Origin of the sequence: Sphingomonas sp. (assembly GCF_036677245.1) — a bacterium.
GTDB lineage: Bacteria > Pseudomonadota > Alphaproteobacteria > Sphingomonadales > Sphingomonadaceae > Allosphingosinicella.
The window spans coordinates 69,642-90,583 of record NZ_JAKFCG010000082.1; the positions used below are offsets into that span (position 1 = coordinate 69,642).

The 20,942-nt window shown below is 67.1% G+C and carries 17 protein-coding genes and 1 tRNA gene; 13 read left to right on the plus strand and 5 right to left on the minus strand.

Going from position 1 to position 20,942, the window contains the following annotated elements; genetic code table 11:
- Positions 1–79: 79 nt before the first annotated feature.
- Positions 80–153: transfer RNA gene (locus tag V6M48_RS09760), tRNA-Gln, on the minus strand.
- Positions 154–290: 137 nt separating this feature from the next.
- Between V6M48_RS09760 and V6M48_RS09765 the strand changes: the two genes are divergently transcribed.
- Positions 291–1,337, plus strand: a complete 1,047-nt coding sequence (locus V6M48_RS09765) for a Ppx/GppA phosphatase family protein (RefSeq protein ID WP_332812346.1) — start codon at positions 291–293, stop codon at positions 1,335–1,337.
- A 5-nt stretch (positions 1,338–1,342) separates the two neighbouring features.
- Positions 1,343–2,029: an RlmE family RNA methyltransferase gene (locus tag V6M48_RS09770; RefSeq protein WP_332812397.1), complete on the plus strand. Its 687-nt coding sequence runs from the start codon at positions 1,343–1,345 to the stop codon at positions 2,027–2,029.
- A gap of 68 nt (positions 2,030–2,097) precedes the next feature.
- Here the strand turns inward: V6M48_RS09770 and V6M48_RS09775 are convergent, their stop codons facing one another.
- From V6M48_RS09775 to V6M48_RS09785, 3 genes are all read right to left on the minus strand, one after another.
- Positions 2,098–2,766 carry a DsbA family protein gene (locus tag V6M48_RS09775; RefSeq protein ID WP_332812347.1) on the minus strand — a complete coding sequence of 223 codons (669 nt, stop codon included), beginning with the start codon at positions 2,764–2,766 and terminating at the stop codon, positions 2,098–2,100.
- A 113-nt stretch (positions 2,767–2,879) separates the two neighbouring features.
- Positions 2,880–4,274 (minus strand): M48 family metalloprotease, encoded by a 1,395-nt coding sequence (locus V6M48_RS09780; protein ID WP_443019077.1) that lies wholly within the window; start codon positions 4,272–4,274, stop codon positions 2,880–2,882.
- Between the two features lie 80 nt (positions 4,275–4,354).
- Positions 4,355–7,060: an Rne/Rng family ribonuclease gene (locus tag V6M48_RS09785; protein ID WP_332812348.1), complete on the minus strand. Its 2,706-nt coding sequence runs from the start codon at positions 7,058–7,060 to the stop codon at positions 4,355–4,357.
- 457 nt (positions 7,061–7,517) lie between these two features.
- Here V6M48_RS09785 and V6M48_RS09790 point away from each other — a divergent pair, with 457 nt between their 5' ends.
- From V6M48_RS09790 to V6M48_RS09840, 11 genes are all read left to right on the plus strand, one after another.
- Positions 7,518–8,390 (plus strand): N-acetylmuramoyl-L-alanine amidase family protein, encoded by an 873-nt coding sequence (locus V6M48_RS09790; RefSeq protein ID WP_443019078.1) that lies wholly within the window; start codon positions 7,518–7,520, stop codon positions 8,388–8,390.
- A gap of 108 nt (positions 8,391–8,498) precedes the next feature.
- Positions 8,499–11,021: a penicillin-binding protein 1A gene (locus V6M48_RS09795; protein ID WP_332812349.1), complete on the plus strand. Its 2,523-nt coding sequence runs from the start codon at positions 8,499–8,501 to the stop codon at positions 11,019–11,021.
- Between the two features lie 52 nt (positions 11,022–11,073).
- Entirely contained in the window at positions 11,074–12,201 is a 1,128-nt protein-coding gene (prfB, locus tag V6M48_RS09800) for a peptide chain release factor 2 (RefSeq protein ID WP_332812350.1), read from the plus strand.
- Positions 12,191–12,931 carry a class I SAM-dependent methyltransferase gene (locus V6M48_RS09805; protein ID WP_332812351.1) on the plus strand — a complete coding sequence of 247 codons (741 nt, stop codon included), beginning with the start codon at positions 12,191–12,193 and terminating at the stop codon, positions 12,929–12,931. Before prfB ends, V6M48_RS09805 begins: the two co-directional genes overlap by 11 nt.
- Positions 12,932–12,983: 52 nt before the next feature.
- Positions 12,984–13,778: a thymidylate synthase gene (locus V6M48_RS09810; protein WP_332812352.1), complete on the plus strand. Its 795-nt coding sequence runs from the start codon at positions 12,984–12,986 to the stop codon at positions 13,776–13,778.
- Positions 13,775–14,275: a dihydrofolate reductase gene (locus V6M48_RS09815; RefSeq protein ID WP_332812353.1), complete on the plus strand. Its 501-nt coding sequence runs from the start codon at positions 13,775–13,777 to the stop codon at positions 14,273–14,275. The genes V6M48_RS09810 and V6M48_RS09815 overlap by 4 nt, the downstream gene beginning before the upstream one ends.
- A gap of 70 nt (positions 14,276–14,345) precedes the next feature.
- Entirely contained in the window at positions 14,346–15,287 is a 942-nt protein-coding gene (locus V6M48_RS09820) for a bifunctional riboflavin kinase/FAD synthetase (RefSeq protein WP_332812354.1), read from the plus strand.
- A 13-nt stretch (positions 15,288–15,300) separates the two neighbouring features.
- Positions 15,301–18,138 (plus strand): isoleucine--tRNA ligase, encoded by a 2,838-nt coding sequence (gene ileS, locus V6M48_RS09825; RefSeq protein WP_332812355.1) that lies wholly within the window; start codon positions 15,301–15,303, stop codon positions 18,136–18,138.
- Complete coding sequence (gene lspA / locus V6M48_RS09830) at positions 18,131–18,721, plus strand: signal peptidase II (protein ID WP_332812356.1); 591 nt, start codon at positions 18,131–18,133, stop codon at positions 18,719–18,721. The genes ileS and lspA overlap by 8 nt, the downstream gene beginning before the upstream one ends.
- Before the next feature lies 1 nt (position 18,722).
- Positions 18,723–19,139 (plus strand): DUF3035 domain-containing protein, encoded by a 417-nt coding sequence (locus tag V6M48_RS09835; protein WP_332812357.1) that lies wholly within the window; start codon positions 18,723–18,725, stop codon positions 19,137–19,139.
- A gap of 90 nt (positions 19,140–19,229) precedes the next feature.
- The gene (locus V6M48_RS09840) at positions 19,230–19,652 is read left to right on the plus strand and encodes a hypothetical protein (RefSeq protein WP_332812358.1); all 423 of its coding nucleotides are present in this window, start codon (positions 19,230–19,232) and stop codon (positions 19,650–19,652) included.
- 30 nt (positions 19,653–19,682) lie between these two features.
- Here V6M48_RS09840 and V6M48_RS09845 read toward each other — a convergent pair whose 3' ends face one another.
- Positions 19,683–20,942 (minus strand): mechanosensitive ion channel family protein, encoded by a 1,260-nt coding sequence (locus V6M48_RS09845; protein ID WP_332812359.1) that lies wholly within the window; start codon positions 20,940–20,942, stop codon positions 19,683–19,685.

Consider the following 20,942-nt stretch of genomic DNA (forward strand, 5'->3'; position numbering starts at 1 on the left):
CGCGCCCTGCCCTGACCTTGTGCCGGACGAAAGCGCCGATTGTGCCGCGCGAACAGGGGCAAGCGATAAACGAGATGGCTGGATGCCCCGCGAGGATTCGAACCTCGATTGACGGATTCAGAGTCCGTAGTCTTACCATTAGACGACGGGGCAGCGAGGTCGCGGGAGATAGGCAGTGGCCCGGAAGCTGTCAACGGCGCCGGCCTTGCTGAAATGCGGCGGCCGCTGTAGCTTGGCCCCAAGTCAGGGCGGCAACAGCCTCCCGCAGCAAAATATAAGAGTGCATGGCCATGGCGCAGAATGCCGCCAATGTGCCGCCCCCGCCGGATTCCCGGCGGCCCGATGCGGCCCGGAATCCGCGCAAGCGGCAGCCGCCCAACCACACCTATGGCGCGCTCGATCTCGGCACCAACAATTGCCGTTTGCTCGTCGCCCGTCCAGCGGAGGATGGCTTCGTCGTGGTCGACGCCTTCTCGAGGGTCGTGCGGCTCGGCGAGGGGCTTGCGATGAGCGGCAAGATCAGCGACGCGGCGATGGACCGCGCGCTCGCCGCGCTGAGCGTGTGCGCCGACAAGCTGCGCCGGCGGCGGGTCTCGCTCGCGCGCTCGGTCGCGACCGAAGCCTGCCGCCGCGCGGCGAACGGCCGCGAGTTCGTCGACCGCGTGCAGCGCGAGACCGGCATCGCGCTCGACATCATCTCGACCGAGGAAGAGGCCCGGCTGGCGATGCTCGGCTGCCACCGGCTGCTCGAGCCCGGAGATGGGCCGGCGCTGATCTTTGACATCGGCGGCGGATCGACCGAGCTGGTGGTGATCGACACCGACGGCACCACGCCGAAGATCAAGAGCTGGTGGAGCGCGCCGTGGGGGGTGGTGTCGCTGACCGAAAGCGAGGGCCGCGACTTTGCCGATCCCGACGAAAGGGTCGCCGCCTATCTGCGGATGCGCGAGCGCGCGCGCCATTCGTTCCGCCGCTTCGCCGAGCAGCTTCCGGCGACCAAGGAGAATATCCGGCTGATGGGGACCAGCGGCACGGTGACGACGCTCGCCAGCGTCCACCTCGCGCTGCCGAGCTACGATCGGCGCGCGGTCGACGGGCTGATGGTCTCGGCCGAGGCGATGCGCGACATCAGCCAGATGCTGTCGCGCATGTCCGCCGCCGAGCGCGCCGAGCTGCCCTGCATCGGCGGCGAGCGTGCCGACCTCGTCGTCGCCGGCTGCGCGATCCTCGAGGCGATCATGGACATCTGGCCGGCCAAGACGCTCGGCGTCGCCGACCGCGGGATCAGGGAAGGCATATTGCGCTCCTTGATGGCGCGCGACGGCCATCCGACATGAGCAGTATGAAAAACTCCGGCCTGCGAACGCGAGTCAAGACCGCCAAGGGCCGCAAGGTCGGTTCCACCCGCTGGCTCGAGCGCCAGCTCAACGACCCATATGTCAAGCGCGCCAAGGCCGAAGGCTATCGCTCGCGCGCCGCGTACAAATTGATCGAGCTCGATGAGCGTTTCGGCTTTCTCAAGGGCGCCAGGCGCGTCATCGACCTCGGCATCGCGCCGGGCGGTTGGACCCAGGTGGTGCGGCAACGGCTGCCGCAGGCGCAGGTGGTCGGCATCGACCTGCTGCCCACCGACCCGATCGAGGGCGCGACGATCCTGCAGATGGATTTCATGGCCGAGGACGCTCCGGCAAAGCTCGCCGAGGCGCTGGGCGGCCCCGCCGACCTCATTCTCTCCGACATGGCGGCCAATACCGTCGGCCATCCGCAGACCGACCATTTGCGAACGATGGGCCTGGTCGAGGCCGGGCTGCTGTTCGCGACCGAGATGCTGCGGCCGGGCGGCGCGTTCGTCGCCAAGGTGCTGGCCGGCGGCGCCGATGCCGCGCTGGTCGCCGAGCTCAAGCGCAATTTCACCACGGTCAAGCACGCCAAGCCACCAGCCAGCCGCAAGGGCTCGTCCGAATGGTATGTGGTCGCGCAAGGGTTCAAGGGCGTTGCGCCGCGGCAGCCGGAGGACGGCCACCGCTAGATCGGCGGAGTGCGGTGGCGTGGGCCAACCGCTTGCAGCATCCTTCCGCTACCCTGCCCGTCGCAGGATTATGTCTTCTTCCGCGCCTCGGCGATGGCGTCCTTGAGCGCCTGGTAGCCGACCGCGCCCTGGATGACCCGGTCGCCGATCACGAAGGTGGGCGTCCCGCTCGCGTTGATCGCGCGCGCCAGCGCATAATTCTGCTCGATCTCGCGCTGGAACTCGGGCGACGGCGCGGCGGTCACGCCCGCCGCCTGCCGCGCCGCGGCGACCGCGGCCGCATCGGGCCGCCCGGCCGCGAACAGACGATCGTGGAACGCGCGGAAACGCCCTTGCTTCGCGGCCGCGAGACTGGCCTGCGCGGCGGCAACGCTGTCCTCGCCGAGCACCGGAAGCTCGCGCCACACCACCTTGAGCGCCTTGTCTTCCTCGAGCAGGCGGGCGATGTCGGGATGCGCCGTGCGGCAGAAGCCGCAGGCATAATCGAAGAACTCGACGAGCACGACATCGCCGTTTTCCGCGCCGGCCCAGGCTCCCGCAAACGGAGTCTCGAAACGGGCACGCTGCGCGTCGACCGCCTTGGCGGCCTCGCCCTCGTGCAGGCGCTTCACCGCCTCGGGGATGATCTCGGGGTGCGCGAGGATATAGTCGTGGACGATCTGCTCGATCCGAGCGCGATCGGGATCGGCGGAAACGCCGCCGTCGGCATAGTGCAGGCCGCTGCGAGTAGCGGCCAATGCGATCGCACCGATCGCGACGACGATCGCAATCAGCGCGATTACCCGCCCCCGTCTGAAATTTGCGGCGCGTTTGAATCTCGGGGCAGGTTCGCGCGAACCGGGCTCGTCGCTCACTTCTTCTTGTCCTTCTCGACCGCGGTGCGCGAAACCATCGCAATGTCCTGCGCACGCAGCCAGTCGGGCGTCCCCTTGGGTATCTCGACCAGCGCGCGCTCGGCGCTCGCCATCGCCAGCCGCGGCTGGCCTAAGAGATTGTAGCGCTCGGCGGTGGCGAGCGCGGCGCGGGCGAGATCTCCCTCGTGATCGTAGACGATGCCGAGCTGATACCAGGCGAACGGATTGCTGTTGTCGCGCCCGACCGCGGCGCGCAGAACCTTCTTCGCCTCGGCGAAATTATTCTCATCCTCCGTCGCGATCAGCGCATGCCCGAGCAGCGATGCGATCAACGGCTGATTGGGCGCGAGCGCCACCGCGCGGCGCAGCGATTCGAGCGCCTCGTTCGGCTTGCCCGATTCGAGCAGGATCTGGCCCTTAAGCTCGAGGAAGAAGGGATTATCCGGCCGCTCGCGCACGAGGCTCGCGACCTCCTCATTGGCTTTGGCCGGGTAAGCGCTCTTGTGCCACGCATAAGCGCGCGCATAGCGGGCCGCGAGACTGTGGTCGCGCTCCGGATATTTCACCATCGTCTGGCGCGGGTCATCGACGAAACCGGCAAGCTTCGCCTTGACCAGCTCGAACTTCTCCTCGAGCTTCGGATCGATCCGCGTGTTCCAGGCCGGCGATTTGGGGTAGATGCCCTCGAGGACCGCTATTCGCTCGCCCGACAGAGGGTGCGTCCTGGCATAGCTGTCCTCCTGCGGGATCGCGAGCCGGAACTCCTGGTTCTGCAGCTTCTTGAAGAACGACAAGCTTCCCTTGCCGCTGATCCCGGCCTTTTCGAGAAAGCCCGCCCCGGCGAGGTCGGCGCTCGATTCCTGAACCCTGCTGAACGCCAGGAACTTGCCCATCGCGGCCTGCTGGCCCGCGGCCAATATGCCCATGCCGGCATCGCCGCTGCCCGCCGCCATCGCCGCCGCCCCAAGCAAAAGCGACAGCAGCATGATCCCGGTCGCGGCCTTGACGCCCTCATTCATGCGGATGACGTGGCCGCCGGTGATGTGACCGAGCTCGTGCGCGATCACCCCCTGGACCTCGTTGACATTGTCGGCGGCGGTGATCAGCCCCGAATGGAGGTAGATGACCTGCCCGCCCGCGACGAAGGCATTGATCGTCCTGTCGTTGATCAGCACGATCTGGACATTCTCCGGGCGCATGCCGGCGGCCTCGAAGATCGGCCGCGACATTTCCTGGAACAGGGCTTCGGTCTCGGCATCGCGCAGGATCGCCTGCGCCATCGCCGGCCTCGCGACGAGCCCGAAGCCGAGGACGACCAGCATCGCCAGCCGAATTGCGAAAGCGGCTACGGACCCGATGTACCTGCGCTGCGGTCGGTTGCTCTCGGCCATGCTGACCTATCCCTGCCGACAGCTGAACGCCTGATGAAAAAGGGGCGCGGCGCATCGCCGCACCCCGTTTTCTCGATCGTTCAGGCGCCGAATGTACGCTGCCACCAGCCGCGCCGGGGCGTGCCGTCGCTCGCGCCCTCGTCGCTCTCGTCGCGCGCGCCGCCGGCATCTCGCTGGCCGCCGACATCGGCGGTCACCGGAGCCTCCTCGCGGTCGGGAAAGCGATCGAGCACCGGCCCTTCGGGCGCCGGCGGCGGCGAGGACGGAACCGCACGGGATGGGGCTGCCGCTTCGGCCGACGGTTCGGGCTCTGCCGAAGTTTCCGCAGGGGCGTCGAGCGCGGGCGCCGCTTTGGCACGGCCCCTGCGGCGCGCCGGTTTCACGGCTTCAGCCTCGTCGTTCGCGGCCACCGGCGTCGGAGCCGCCGGCTCTGCATCGGCCGTCGCGACCGGCTCGGCCGCGGCCTTGCGCCGCCCGCGCCGGGGCTTGGCAGGCGTATCGTCGCCGGCGGGCGTCGCGCTTTCCGCGACGGCTTCGGCCGCGGGAACATCGGCCGCTGCCTCGGCCGTCAGCGGAGCATCGGCCACGACGGCATCGCCAGGCGAAGCTTCACCGGCGTCCTTGCGGCGTGCACGCGGGCGGCGGCGGCCCTTGCGGGCTTCGCCTTCCTCGGCGGGAGCCGCTTCCACCCGCGGCTCCTGGTCTTGTTCAGCCTCGACCGGCGCGGCGTCGTCGGCGACCGCTTCGTCATGCTGCTCGTCGGCATGCGCCGGCTGATCACCATGCTCGAATTCGCCCTCCTCGCGGCCCCTTCTGCGGCCACCGCGGCGGCCGCGGCGTCGGCGCCGCTTGCGGCCGTGCTCGCCCTCGCCATCATCGGCCCGCGGTCGGGCAGGCCGCTCCTCGCCGCCCTCCCGCTCGCGCGGCTTGGGCTCGTCGTCCCTCTCGTCGCTTACCGCGTCTTCGTCCTCGAGCTCGACCTCGTCATAGTCTTCCTCGTCGAAATCCTCCTCGTCGAGCAGGTCTTCCTCGTCGACGATCGCCGGCTGGGGAGCCGCGATGCGCGGCCGCTGCACCGGCGGCGGGCCGACCGCCTCGACGCTCATCTTCGCGCCTTCGAGCGATTCATCGATCAGCACCTCGACGAGGACGCCGTAACGCTCCTCGACTTCGGCGATCTCGCGGCGCTTGCGATTGAGCACGTAGACCGCGGCCTCGCGGCCGGCGCGCAGGATGATGCGGCTGCCGCGCCCGCGCGCAGCCTCGTCCTCGAGCATGCGCAGCGCCGACAGCCCCGCCGAAGAAGCGGTGCGCATCAGCCCGGAGCCTTCGCAATGCGGACAAGGCTTGGTCGAGGCCTCGAGCACGCCGGTGCGCAAGCGCTGGCGGCTCATCTCCATCAGCCCGAACGACGAGATACGGCCGACCTGGATGCGCGCGCGATCGTTCTTGAGCGCGTCCTTCATCGCCCTCTCGACCTTGCGGATATGGCCGTTCGCTTCCATGTCGATGAAGTCGATCACGACCAGCCCGGCCATGTCGCGAAGCCGCAGCTGGCGCGCTATCTCGTGCGCCGCCTCGATGTTGGTCGCATAGGCCGTCTGCTCGATATTGTGCTCGCGCGTCGAGCGGCCGGAGTTGATGTCGATCGAGACCAAGGCCTCGGTCGGGTTGATCACCAGGTAACCGCCCGACTTCAGCTGGACGATCGGCTGATACATGCCGGCAAGCTGGTCCTCGACGCCGAAGCGCTGGAACAACGGCACCGGATCGGCATAGCCCTGCACGCGCCGCACGTGGCTCGGCATCAGCAGCTTCATGAACGAGCGCGCCGCGCGGAACCCTTCTTCGCCCTCGACGATGACTTCGTCGATGTCGCGATTGTAGATGTCGCGGATCGCGCGCTTGATCAGGTCGCTGTCGCCATAGATCAGCGCCGGCGCAGACGATTTGAGCGTGCGCTCCCTGATCTCGTCCCACAGCCGGGCGAGATAATCGAAGTCGCGCTTGATCTCGGTCTTGGTGCGCGAGAGCCCGGCGGTGCGCACGATGCAGCCCATCGTCGAAGGCAGATTGAGATCGGCCATGATCGCCTTGAGGCGCTTGCGGTCGGCCCCGTTCGAGATCTTGCGACTGATCCCGCCGCCATGCGACGTGTTCGGCATCAGCACGCAATAGCGGCCGGCGAGGCTGAGATAGGTGGTCAGCGCGGCGCCCTTGTTGCCCCGCTCCTCCTTGACGACCTGGACGAGCAGCACCTGACGGCGGCGGATGACATCCTGGATCTTGTAGCGGCGGCGAAGCGCCTGGCGCTTCTTGCGGAGCGTCTCGGCGGCATTCTCCTCGCTCGCGCTCTCGGCTTCCTCGGGCGCGGCGGGCGCGGCCTCGTCGTCCTCCCCCTCATCCTCATCATGGCCGTGGGAGTCGGCGACTTCCTCGACCTCGTCCCTGTGCTCGTAGCCGCCGTCGTCATTGTCCTCGGCGGCGCGCAACGCGGCTTCCTCGGCGGCGTGCTCGGCCTCCTCGCGGAGCAGAGCCTCGCGGTCCTCCTTGGGGATCTGGTAATAATCGGGATGGATTTCGCTGAAGGCCAGAAAACCGTGGCGATTGCCGCCGTAATCGACGAACGCCGCCTGAAGCGACGGTTCGACCCGAGTGACCTTGGCTAGATAGATATTCCCCTTGAGCTGCTTATGCTCGGCTGACTCGAAATCAAATTCCTCGATCCGATTGCCTTTGACGACCGCCACCCGTGTCTCTTCCTGGTGGCGCGCGTCGATCAACATGCGCATTGTCATTAAAATCACTCCACACGCGCGCTGCTCGTAAACACGGGGTGTGCGCGCGCTCGTATATGGACGAGGGACTCGCAAAAGCGCGGTCCATCAATGTCCGGGTTGGTATGAAAAACTGTGCCTCTGCTGCTTGGGGCAGGCCGGCCTTCATCGCCGGCCGCGAAGCTCCCGAGGCCACGCCAGAACCCCGAAGGGGGCGTTGGAACATCGGGAAAATATACCTCATGCAGCGTCAACCTAGGATGGCCGGCGTACACCAAGGCTGCCGGCGTCAATCGCGGCCCGCCGGCGAGAGATTTCTCGCCTGTGGCTGGCCGATCGTTGGTTGCTAGCATCTGATCGGGCAAGCGGCAACCGCTAAGCTGAACGGCCTCCGGGCCGGTTTTACAGCCGGCTCGACGTACGTATTTGCTGGACCGGATGTGCCCTGGCGCGGCAAGTCAACGGCATGGATTTGTTCGCCGTCCTGCTCGTCCTCCTGTTGAGCCTGTTCCCGCCGCTGCCGCTCTCGCGCGGTGGCGAGCCGGACGGGGTGACGATCGCGCTCGACCCCGAGCGCGGCGATCCCGACATTGCGCTGCCGCCGGTTTCCGAAGCGCGCCGGCCGAACAGCCCGCTGGTCGTCATCGACGCCGGCCATGGCGGCCGCGATCCGGGCGCGACCTCGCCGCATGGCGGCAAGCGCGAGAAATATGTCACGCTCGCGCTCGCGCGCGCGTTGCGCGACGCGCTCGCCACGTCGGGCAGAGTGCGGGTCGCGCTGACCCGGAACGACGACAGCTTCCTCGAGCTGCGCGACCGCTACGAGATCGCCCGCCGATTGAAGGCCGATCTGTTCATCTCGATCCATGCCGACGCCGCGCCGAACCCGGGAGCGAGCGGCGCGACCATCTATACCTTGTCCGAAGTGGCGTCCGACCACGAGGCGGCGCTGCTCGCCGCGCGCGAGAACAAGGTGGACATTATCGGCAGCGCCGAAGGCACGCCCGGCGCGGACGTCAATCGCATCCTGATCGACCTCGCCCAGCGCGAGAGCATGAGCGTTTCAGCCGATTTCACGCGCGCGCTCTATCGCGAGGCTTCGCCGCTCATCCCGTTCCGGCCGGTCTATCACCGCTTCGCCTCGTTCGTCGTGCTCAAGGCACCCGACGTGCCGTCGATCCTGTTCGAAGCCGGCTATCTCACCCACGCGCGCGATGTAGCCTATATCCATTCGCCTGAGGGCCAGAAGCAGATTTCGACCGGCTTGCGGCGCGCGATCGAAGCGCATTTCGCGCGCCGCATGACCGGCACGAGAGCCCCGCGCGGCAGCACGAGCTGAAGGTCTTTGACCCGCACTCACACACCTTCGAAGATGCCCGGCAAGCGCCCGGCGCCGTTCAATCTGCGGCTTCACCGCGCAAACTTCATCTTGTAGAGGCTGGTGCGAATGACTGCAGATCCCAGCACCAGCACCCGCTTTACCCTCTACCGCGACACCCGGCACTGGCGCGAAATCGCGCGTCGTGTCTGGGCGCACCGCTGGGGGCGCGTGGCCGTGGTCGCGGCGGCGGTGCCGCTCGTCGGCTATATCCTGCTGTGGCTGCTGTTCGCGCGCGGCCTGCCGTCGGCGGAATCGTTGCTCACCTACCAGCCGCCGCTGCCGACCAACTTGCGCGACATCGAAGGCGAGCCGGTGCAGAGCTTCGCGCGCGAGCGCCGGGTCGAGCTCAAATATGAGGAATTCCCGGCGCGCCTCATCCAGGCGTTCCTCTCGGCGGAGGACAAGACCTTCTTCAGCCACGGCGGCATCGATTACCCGGGCGTGTTCGGGGCGGTGTTTGATTATGTCCGCAAGATGGGTTCGGGCGAACGTGCCCGCGGCGGCTCGACGATCACCCAGCAGGTCGCCAAGAATCTGCTGCTCGGCAACGAATATTCGGTCACCCGCAAGGTCAAGGAAGCGTTCCTCGCCCGCCGGATCGAGGATGTGCTCTCGAAGGAGCAGATCCTCGAGCTTTACCTCAACGAGATATTCCTCGGCCGCAACGCTTACGGCGTGCAATCCGCCGCCCGCGCCTATTTCAACAAGGACGTCGATCAGCTGACGCTTCCGGAAATGGCCTATCTCGCCGTCCTTCCCAAGGCGCCGAACAATTACAGCCCGGAGCGCTTCACCGAGCGCGCGCTGGAGCGGCGCAACTATGTACTCAACGAAATGGAGCGCAACGGCTACATCACCGCCGGCGAGCGCGCCGCCGCGAGCCAGTCGCCGCTCGGCACGATCAAGGGCGGCGGCTACGGCATCCGCAACATCGGCGGCTATTATGTCGAGGAAGTGCGCCGCCAGCTCGTCCAGCTCTACGGCGAGAAGACCGAAAAAGGCCCGAACGGCGTCTATACGGGCGGGTTGTGGGTGCGGACGTCGCTCAACGTGCCGATGCAAAGGGCGGCCGAGATGGCGCTGCGCGACGGCCTGATGCGCTACGATCACGGCCGCGGCTGGCGCGATTCAGGGATCAGCGTCGACATGTCGCGCGACTGGCGCAGCCAGCTTGCACTCGCCGATTACGGCGTCGGCTATCCCGACTGGCGCGCGGCCGTGATCGTCGACAAGGCCGCAGGCGCAGCGACGATCGGCTTCACCGACGGCACCACCGCGACCCTCCCGGCGTCGGCCGCTTCGGCACCCAAGCGCGGCACGCAGACCGCGGCGTTCAACTTCCTTCGGCCCGGCATGATCATCGCCGTCAAGCGCGAGGGCGATAATTATGTGCTGCGCTGGATCCCCGAGGTCTCGGGCGGCATGGTCGCACAGGAGGTCTCGACCGGAAGAGTGCTCGCGATGCAGGGCGGCTTTGCGATGAGCGGCCGCGAGGCGTTCAACCGCGCCACCCAGGCGCAGCGCCAGCCGGGCTCGACGTTCAAGCCGGTCGTCTATTCGGCCTCGCTCGACAACGGCATGACCCCGGCCTCGATCATCGTCGATGGTCCGTTCTGCGTCTGGCAGGGCGCCGGGCTCGGGCAGAAATGCTTCCGCAACTTCTCGGGCAAGAACGCAGGGCCGCAGACGATGCGCTGGGGAGTCGAGCAATCGCGCAATCTGATGACCGTCCGCGCCGCGAACCAGACCGGCATGGACAAGGTCGTCAAGCTCGCCAACCGCCTCGGCGTCGGGGAATATCCGCCTTATCTCGCCATCGCGCTCGGTGCGGGCGATACAACCGTGCTCAGGATGACGAATGCGTTCGCGATCCTCGCCAATGGCGGGAAGGAACTCAAGCCAACCCTGATCGACTATATCCAGGATCGCGCCGGCAAGGTCATCTACCGCACCGACATGCGGCCGTGCGATCGCTGCAATGCGCGCGACTGGGACGGCCGCCCGATGCCGCGCCCGCCGTTGCGCACCAAGCAGCTGCTCGATCCGATGACCGCCTATCAGATGGTCCACATCCTCGAGGGCGTGGTCAAGCGCGGGACCGCGCAAAGCCTGCGCGACCTCGGCCGCCCATTGTTCGGCAAGACCGGCACCACCAGCGGCCCAACCAACGTCTGGTTCATCGGCGGCAGCCCCGATCTTGTCGCCGGCGTCTATATGGGGTTCGACCAGCCGCGGCCGATGGGCGGCTATGCGCAGGGCGGCACGCTCGCCGCGCCGATCTTCAAGCAATTCGCGCTCACCGCGTTCAAGGACGTGCCGCCGACGCCGTTCCGCGCGCCGGAGGGGATCAGGATGGTCCGGATCGATCGGCGCTCGGGCCGCAAGGTGTTCGGTGCCTGGCCGCCGGCGGAAGACCCCAAGGCGGCGGTGATCTGGGAGGCGTTCAAGCCGGAGAGCGAGCCGCGGCGGACGATCCGGCGCGACGAGCTCGACAAGCGTGCCGCCGCCGAGAAAAGGCGCTCGGCGGCCACGCAGGCCGTACAGCGCCAGGACAGCGACTTCTTGCAACAAGAGGGCGGGATTTACTAACCCCCGCCCCTGCCGTTACGCGAATGCCAGTTTACGCCTGTAAGGAAATGTGATGCGCGCTGAAGCGCAAAGCCATGTCGACCAGATCAAGTCGGCGATCGACCTCCTCCGCCGTTTCCTCGATTGGGATCGTGCGTTGCGCCGCCTCGACGAGCTCAACCAGCGCGTCGAGGATCCGTCGCTGTGGAATGATGCCAAGGCGGCGCAGGAGGTGATGCGCGAACGCCGCCGCCTCGACGAGGCGATCACCGCGACCCGCGCGATCCAGCAGGAGATGGACGACAATGCCGAGCTGATCGAGCTCGGCGAGGCCGAAGGCGACAATGCGCTGGTCGACGACGCGGTCGCCGCGCTTGCGGCGCTCGCCCAGCGCGCCGAGAAGGCCAAGGTCGAAGCCCTGCTCGCGGGCGAGGTCGACGCGAACGACACCTATGTCGAGGTCAATGCCGGCGCCGGCGGCACCGAGAGCCAGGATTGGGCGGAGATGCTGCAGCGCATGTACACACGCTGGGCCGAGCGCCACGGCATGAAGGTCGAGCTGGTCGATTACCACAGCGGCGAGCAGGCCGGGATCAAATCGGCGACCCTGCTGCTCAAGGGCGAGAATGCCTATGGCTATGCCAAGACCGAGAGCGGCGTGCACCGCCTGGTCCGCATCAGCCCCTACGATTCGAACGCGCGGCGCCACACCAGCTTCGCGTCGGTCTGGGTCTATCCGGTGATCGACGACGATATCGAGGTCGAGGTCAACGAAGGCGATCTCAGGATCGACACCTACCGCTCGTCCGGCGCCGGCGGCCAGCACATCAACACCACCGACAGCGCGGTGCGCATCACCCATTTGCCGACCGGTATCGTCGTCGCCTGCCAGAACCAGCGCTCGCAGCACAAGAATCGCGCGGAGGCGATGAAGATGCTCAAGGCTCGCCTCTACGAAGCCGAGCTGCAGCGCCGCGAAGCCGAGGCCAATGCCGAGCATGCCGCCAAGAGCGACATCGGCTGGGGCCACCAGATCCGCTCCTATGTCCTCCAGCCCTACCAGCTGGTGAAGGATCTGCGGACCGGCGTGACCTCGACCTCGCCGTTCGACGTGCTCGACGGCGACCTCGACCGCTTCATGGCCGCCGCGCTGTCGCAGAAGGTGACCGGCGAGACGATCGAAGTGGAAGATGTGGAGTAAAGGGATCATCCCCGCGGAGGCTGCCAGGGCAGCCGCCGTCCGGCGCCGCGCGATCGCCGTCATTCCCTTCCTGTTGCTGGTCGGCGCCTGCGAGGAGCGGCCGGCCAAATCGCCTTTCCCCGAGCCGCAGCGCCCGGTCGCGCCGATCGTCTCCTCGCGCTACCTCAACGAGGATGCGCGGGACAGCGTCGGCGAAGCGAATCGGGTGATGGAGCTCGCCGAGATCCGCCCGGGAATGTCGGTCGCCGACGTCGGCGCGGGCGAAGGCTATTATACGGTCCGCCTCGCCCCGCTCGTCGGGCCCAAAGGCCGCGTGCTCGCGCAGGACATCGTGCCCGAGACTCGCGACAACCTCGCGCGCCGGGTGACCCGCGAGCGGCTCGACAATGTCGCAGTCAAGCTCGGCGAGCCCAACGACCCCAAGCTCCCGGCCAATTCGTTCGACCGCATCCTCCTCATCCACATGTACCACGAGGTCCAGCGGCCGAGCGAATTCCTCTGGCACCTGCGCGCGTCGCTCAAGCGCGACGGCCGCATCGTCGTGGTCGACGCAGATCGCGCCACCAACCGGCACGGCACCCCGCCCAAGCTCCTGCTCTGCGAATTCGCCGCGGTCGGCTATCAGCTGACGCGCTTCGAGCAGCTGCCCGATTCCGAATCCTATTTCGCGCAATTCGAAGCAAAGGGACCGCGCCCCGAGCCGAGCCAGATCGCCACCTGCCCGGCGTAGATCGACGCAAGCCCCGCTTGGAAAGCGCGGCACCACCCGGCATAAGCAGGCCATGCAGCCTTATCACGATCTGATCGCGCGGATTCTCTCCGAAGGCGTGGAGCAGAAGGACCGCACCGGCGTCGGCACGCTGTCGGTGTTCGGCCATCAGATGCGCTTCGACCTCGCGCAAGGCTTCCCCCTGGTCACCACCAAGAAGCTCCACCTGCGCTCGATCATCATCGAGCTGTTGTGGTTCCTCAAGGGCGAGACCAACATCGGCTGGCTCAAGGAAAACAAGGTCAGCATCTGGGACGAATGGGCCGACGAAGCGGGCGAGCTCGGCCCGGTCTACGGCAAGCAATGGCGCAGCTGGGAGGCCCCCGACGGCGGCCGGATCGATCAGATCGCCGCGTTGATCGACCAGATCAACAACAACCCGGCCTCGCGCCGCCAGATCGTCTCGGCCTGGAACCCGGCCGAGATCGCGCAGATGGCGCTCGCGCCGTGCCACTGTCTTTTCCAGACGCAGGTTGCCGCCGGCAAGCTCAACCTCCAGCTCTACCAGCGCAGCGCGGACGTGTTCCTCGGCGTGCCGTTCAACATCGCCAGCTACGCTTTGCTGACCCACATGCTCGCGCAGCAATGCGGCCTCGAGCCCGGCACCTTCGTCTGGACCGGCGGCGATTGCCATCTCTACTCGAACCATCTCGACCAGGCGCGGCTGCAGCTGAGCCGCGAGATACGGCCGCTGCCACGGCTCGTGATCAAGCGGCGCCCGCCGGCGATCGACCTCTACGATTATGAGGATTTCGAGATCCTCGATTACGATCCCCACCCCCACATCGCCGCCCCGGTCGCGGTGTGAGCCAGGAAATCGTCCTGGTCGTCGCGCGCGCCGACAATGGCGTGATCGGCCGCGACGGCAAGCTGCCCTGGCACCTCCCCGCCGACCTCAAGCACTTCAAGCAGGTGACGATGGGCAGCCCGATGATCATGGGCCGCAAGACGTTCGAGAGCCTGCCCGGGCCCCTCCCCGGCCGACGCCATATCATCCTGACGCGCGATCCGAGCTGGCATGCGGCCGGCACCGAGACCGCGCGCACCGCCGGCGAGGCGCTTGCGAAAGCCGGCGCGAAGGCGGGCGGGGAGCGCATTACCATCATCGGCGGCGCGCAGATCTTCGAGCTGCTCCTCGCCGAAGCGACCGCGGTCGAGCTGACCGAGGTCCATTGCGACGCCGAAGGCGACGTCGTGATGCCGGCGCTCGATGCGGCGCAATGGCGGGAGGTGTCGCGCGAGGAGCGGCCGGCCGAAGGCGACAGGCCGGCCTTCTCGTTCGTGAGGCTGGAGCGCCGCCCCTGAGCGTGCCATCCGGAGCAATGTCCGTCCCGAATGAACTGGAAATCTTCGGGCGATTTCCTATAGCCGCGCGATGGAGCGGCTGGACGGCGGCTCGGCGGTTCCGGCGCATCTGCGTGGCGGCATCGTCGCGCTCGGAAATTTCGATGGATTCCACATCGGCCACCAGGCGGTGGTGGCGCGTGCGGTCGCGCGTGCCCGCGCCGAGCAGCGGCCGGTGCTGGTGGCGACGTTCGATCCGCACCCTTCTCGCTTGTTCTGCCCCGACGCCGCGCCATTTCGGCTGACGACGCTCGACCAGCGCCAACGACTGTTCGGCGAGGCCGGGGCCGATGCGATGCTGGTGTTCCATTTCGACCACGCTTTGGCCTCCGTCACCGCGGAGGATTTCGTCGACGATTATCTCGCGAGCCGGATCGGCGCGGCCGGCATCGTCACCGGCGAGGATTTCACGTTCGGCCACAAGCGCGGCGGCAATGTCGCGCTGCTGACGAGCCTCGCACCGGCGCGCGGGCTTAGCTTCGATCCTGTCGCGCCGGTGCTGGCGGAGGGCGAGCCGATCTCCTCGAGCCGGATCCGCGACGCGCTGGTCGCAGGCGATTGCAGGGAAGCGAGACGGCTGCTCACCCGCCCGTTCGCGATCCAGGGCATCGTCGAGCACGGCGACAAGCGCGGGCGCAAGCTCGGCTTCCCGACCGCGAACATAAGCCTTGGCAATTATCTTCGTCCCAAATTCGGCGTCTATGCGGTGCGCGGCCATCTCCCCGACGGCCGGATCGTGGAAGGCGCGGCCAATCTCGGCGTGCGGCCCCAATTCACCCCCGCCAAGGAATTGCTCGAGCCTTATTTCTTCGATTTCGAGGGCGATCTCTACGGCCAGACGATCGAGGTCGAGCTGATCCATTTCCTGCGGGGCGAAACCGCGTTCGACAGCCTCGATGCGCTGGTCGCGCAGATCGACAGCGATTGCGCCGAGGCGCGCCGCCGGCTTGCCGCCGGGGCGGGCGTCGCTTAAGCCGCCGCCTCACATGTCAGACAAGCCCGATTATAGAGAGACCGTCTTCCTGCCGAAGACCGATTTCCCGATGAAGGCCGGCCTCGCGAGCAAGGAGCCGGCCATCCTCGCCGCGTGGCAAGCGGACGGCCTCTACCAGCAGCTCCGCGCGGCACGCGCCGGCGCGAGACGCTACATCCTCCACGACGGCCCGCCCTATGCGAACGGCGATCTCCATATGGGCCACGCGATGAACAAGGTCCTCAAGGACATCATCGTGCGGTCGCGCTCGCTGCTCGGCTACGACGCGCCTTATGTGCCCGGCTGGGACTGCCACGGCCTTCCGATCGAATGGAAGGTCGAGGAGCAATATCGCAAGAAGAAGCTCGACAAGGACGAGGTTCCGCCGCGCGAATTCCGCGCCGAATGCCGCGCTTATGCCGAAAAATGGGTCGATGCCCAGCGCGAGCAGTTCAAGCGTCTCGGCGTGATGGGCGAATGGGACGATCCCTATCTCACGATGAACTTCGAGGCCGAGGCGGCGATCGTCGCGGAATTGCTCAAGTTCGCGGCCAGCGACCAGCTCTATCGCGGTGCCAAGCCCGTGATGTGGTCGCCGGTGGAGAAGACGGCGCTGGCCGAGGCCGAGGTCGAATATGAGGATATCGTCTCGACCCAGGTGGACGTCGGCTTCGAGATCGTCGACTGCCCGATCCCCGAGCTGGTCGGCGCTTTTGCCCTGATCTGGACGACCACTCCCTGGACGATTCCGGTCAACCAGGCGCTCGCCTACAATTCGACGATCACCTACGCGCTGGCCGAGTTCACGCGGGCCGACGGCGATAACGCGGCGCCGGTCCGGCTGCTCGTCGCCCACGACCTGCTCGACAGCGTCGCGCAGCGGCTGGGCGGCAGCGCGACCGAAATCCGGCGGATCGCGGGCGCCGACCTCGGCGGGACGGCCGTGCGCCACCCGATGCACGGCCTTGGCGGCTTCTTCGCCCGCCCGCGCCCGTTCCTGCCCGGCGACTTCGTGACCACCGAGGCGGGCACAGGGCTGGTCCATATGGCACCCGACCATGGCGAGGACGATTTCCTGCTCTGCAAGGCGCATGCGATCGATCCGGCCTATGCAGTGACCGACGACGGCCGCTATCGCGACGACTGGCTGTGGCTCGGTGGCCAGGGCTCGGTGATCAACGCCAAGTTCAACGCGCCCGACGGCCCGATCTGCTCCGACCTGCGCGAGGCCGGCGGCCTGTTCGCCGCTTCGGCCGACTTCCGCCATTCCTATCCGCACAGCTGGCGCTCGAAGGCCAAGATCATCTTCCGCTGCACGCCGCAATGGTTCATCCCGATGGACCGGCAGATGGTGTCGCTGGCCGGCGGGACGTTGCGCGAGACCGCGCTCGGCGCGATCGACGAGACCAGATGGGTGCCGGCGCGTTCGAAGAACCGCATCCATTCGATGGTCGCCGGACGGCCCGATTGGGTGATCAGCCGGCAACGCGCCTGGGGCGTGCCGATCGCGCTCTACGTCAACCGAAAGACCGGCGACTATCTGGTCGATCCTGCGGTCAACGCGCGCATCGTCGACGCCTTCCGCAAGGGCGGCGCGGACGCCTGGTTCATGGCCGATCATCAGGCGCTTCTTGGCGATGAGCATAGTCTCGCCGATTACGACATCGTCACCGATATCCTCGACGTCTGGTTCGACAGCGGCTCGACGCACAGCTACGTCGTCGAGGCGCGCTACGGCGAGGGCGTCCGTGCCGACCTGTATCTCGAGGGCACCGACCAGCATCGCGGCTGGTTCCAATCCTCGCTGCTCGAAAGCTGCGGGACGCGTGGCCGCGCACCCTATCACGGCGTGCTCACCCACGGCTTCGCGCTCGACCAAAACGGCCGCAAGATGTCGAAGAGCCTCGGCAACGTCGTCGATCCGTTGAAGATCGTCGAGGAAGCGGGGGCCGACATCCTTCGCTTGTGGGTGGCCTCGACCGATTATTTCGAAGACGTCCGGATCGGCAAGGAAGTGCTCGCCGGCACCTCCGACGGCTACCGCAAGCTGCGCAACAGCTTTCGCTACCTGCTCGGCGCGCTGGCCGGCTTCACCGATGCCGAGCGAGTCGCCACCGCCGACATGCCGGAGCTCGAGCGGTGGGTACTCAACCGCCTCGCGGAGCTCGATGAAGAGCTGAAGAGCGCCGCCGAGGCCTATGAGTTCAACCGCTACACGCGGCTGATCAGTGCCTTCGCCAACGACGATCTGTCGGCTTTCTTCTTCGATATCCGCAAGGACAGCCTCTATTGCGACGCACCCGAGATGGTACGGCGCCGCGCCTATCGCACCGTGCTCGACCATGTCTATCACGCGCTGGTGCGCTGGATGGCGCCGATCCTCTGCTTCACCGCCGAGGAAGTCTGGAGCGCCCGCTATCCCGACGCCGGCTCGGTGCATCTGCAACTCTGGCCGGACGTGGACCCGCAATGGCGCGATCCGGACCTGGCGCAGCGCTGGGCGATCGTCCGTGCGGTCAGGATCGAAGTGTTCGCCCGCCTCGAGCAGCTGCGGCGCGACAAGGTGATCGGCTCGAGCCTCGAAGCGCGGGTCGACATGCTGCTGGACGGCAACAGTTATGCCCGCACCGAGGGCATCGACTGGGCCGACGTGCTGATCGTCGGCAAGGTCAACGTGACCGAGGCGACGCCTGAGCCGGAGCGGCCGAGCATTCTCGAACACTCGATTTCGGTGGTTGCCGGCGTCGAACGCAGCGACGATGCGAAATGCGGCCGCTGCTGGCGGCACCTGCCGGAAGTTCCCGAGGACGGCGCGCTCTGCGCCCGCTGCGACGAGGTGGTGAATGGCTAAGCAACGCGCGGCAAAACACCGGAAACTCGAGCACCGGAAACTGGGGCACCGGAAGCTGGGGTTGACGATCGCCGCCTCGATCTTCGTCATCGACCAGATCACGAAATGGGTGATGACCTACCCGCTCCAGCTCCGTGACCGGCGCGTGATCGAGGTTCTGCCGATCTTCGACCTCAAATGGGTCGAGAATTACGGGGTCTCGATGGGCTTCCTGACCGCCGACGGCGAGCTCGGCCGTTGGCTTCTGGTCGCGCTCACCGGCGCGATTTCGGCGGCGGTCTTCGTCTGGATGTGGCGCGAGAAGCAGCGCGACGACGTGATCGCCCTCTCGCTCGTGCTGGGCGGCGCGCTTGGCAATATCCTCGACCGCATCCGCCTGGGCCATGTCGTCGACTTCGCCGATCTCCATTTCGGCGACATCCACCCCTTTTTGGTCTTCAATGTCGGCGACGCTGCCATTACCATCGGCGTTCTGCTATTGCTGGTCCGGGCATTATTCACGCGTGAGCGCGATACCGGTGCGCGCGAGCGCGATGATCGAAATGAAATCGCGCGCGAGCGCGAGGCTGGGAAGGAAGTCTGAGATGCGTATCGTGAAACTGGCTCTGGGGGCTTCGGCCGCAACCCTGCTGCTGGCCAGCTGCGGCAGCAGCGGTTTGTCCAATCGCGATCGCCCGGACGAGTTCGCTGTCGCGCGCGCGGCGCCGCTGATCATCCCGCCTGACTTCGCCCTTGTGCCGCCGCGTCCGGGCGAGCCGAACCCGGTCGGCGCGGACAGCCGTTCGCAGGCGCTGCAGGCCCTGTTCGGCGGCCCTGCCGCGCGCAGCACTGCCGAATCGCAGCTGCTCCGCGAAGCCGGCGCGAGCAATGTCGATGCCGGCGCGCGCTCGGTGGTCGGCGATCCGGGGACGACGGTGGTCGACAAGGGAGCGACCACCCAGACGATCATCGCCGCTCCCGAAGGAAGCGGCCAGGAGGCCACCGCGTCCACCCCGCAATAAGCGCTGCCGCCCCGGCCGCGAAGCGGCTGGACGGTGGCCCGCGGGGGCTGCGTTAGCGCTTCCTTAGCGGGGGGAGGCTATGGCTGCGCCATGACGTATCAATCGCAGCGCGATGCGGGATCTTCCCCGGGATCGGGTGCAGCATCGAGCCCGCGCTCGAGCGCCGGACCGAAGCCCAGACCGGATGACGCCGGTCAGCGGATCGCCCGGCTTTGCCACGTCCTCAAGCTGGTCGAGAAGATCGCAGGGCGGCCGCCCGCGCCGCGCGGCGCGCTCGATAATCATGCGCGGATCACCAGCGCCTATGGCCACGCCTCGCCGATCGTGCAGCGCCGCTTCGATGCGCTCATCGCCGAGACCGCCGCCTGGGTGGCGGCGGGAGTGGAGGCGCTGCTCGTCGCGGGCGATGCGCCGGCGCGCGCCGCCGCCGAGCAACTCGCGCGCGAGCTTGACCGGACGCTCGATGCTTTGGCCAACATGCTCGGGATCACGCGCGAGCCGCGCCCCGTCTGACGATTCACGGGCCGCCTGACCTTTCGGCGCTCACGCGCTCGGTGGGCCGGGCCATTCCCTGATGCGGATGTCGCGCTGCGCATAGGGGACCTCGATGTTGTTTTCCTTGAACAGATGCCACAGCCGGTTGAGGATTTCCGACTGGACGTTGCCGATCCCCGCCGCGGGATCCTTGATCCACACCAATATATCATGCTCGAGGGCGTTGTCGCCGAACGCACGCAGCCAAACGTTGGGCTTCGGGGTCTTGAGCACGCGCTCTGACTGCAGCGATGCCTCGATCATCAACGCCTGGGCGCGGACCAGATCGCAATCATAAGCGACCCCAACCGGGATATGGACGCGCACGTTCGGGCTCGAATAGGACCAGTTCTCGACCTCCTGGGTCATCAGATTCTCGTTTGGAATCAGATGTTCCTTGCCGTCTCGCGTGATGATCGAGACGGCGCGGACGCCGATCTTGCTGACATGGCCGACGCTTTCGCCGACAACGATCACGTCCCCCGGCTTGATCGAGCGATCCATCAGCAGGATGATCCCGGCGATCAGATTGCCGAACGTCTTCTGCAGCCCGAAGCCGATCGCCAGGCCGAATGCGCCCGAGAAGACCGCGAGCGCGGTGAGGTCGATGCCGAGCAGGTCGATCCCGATGAAAAAGCCCGCGACGAGGAGCACCACCCCGCCCAGCTTCTGGATCAGCAGCTGCTGCGTTGCGTCGAGCTGCGACGCGCGCTTGATCGACTGGTTGAGCATGCGATTGGCGAGCTTGAGCACCGCATAGATGGCGAGGATCGTGACGACGATCTCGATCCCGCCGAGCAGCGAGATGCGGGTCTTGCCGGCGTCGAAGCCGATCCGGTCGAGAACGTCGGTGACCGGCTCCAGTCCGTTCAATGCATCGGCAAGCAGGGCGATGAAGGTGGCGCCGCCGAGCAGCAGCGCAACCCAGCGCGAGATGTGCAGGCCGCGCACGAAGCCGCCGACGAACAGCGCGGCTGCAGCGGCCATCGGGAAGCCGAGGATCAGCTCGGAGAGGAACGGCCAATTGTCCGCCTTGAGCGCGATCGCATAGACCAGGGCCGCGAAGAGATAGCGGGTGAGCGCACACATGCGGGTCGCCATGCGCTCGCTCCGCGCGCCGACGCGCCGCTCCCACAACGTTGCCAGGCGCTGCCCGATCGTGCGGCCGGCGAGGATTGCGCCAAAGCCGCCGAGCAGCACGATCGCGAGCGCGACCGACGCCGAGACGAGCTGGGCGTAGCCGGGCAGCGTGATCGAGAGATCTGCCAC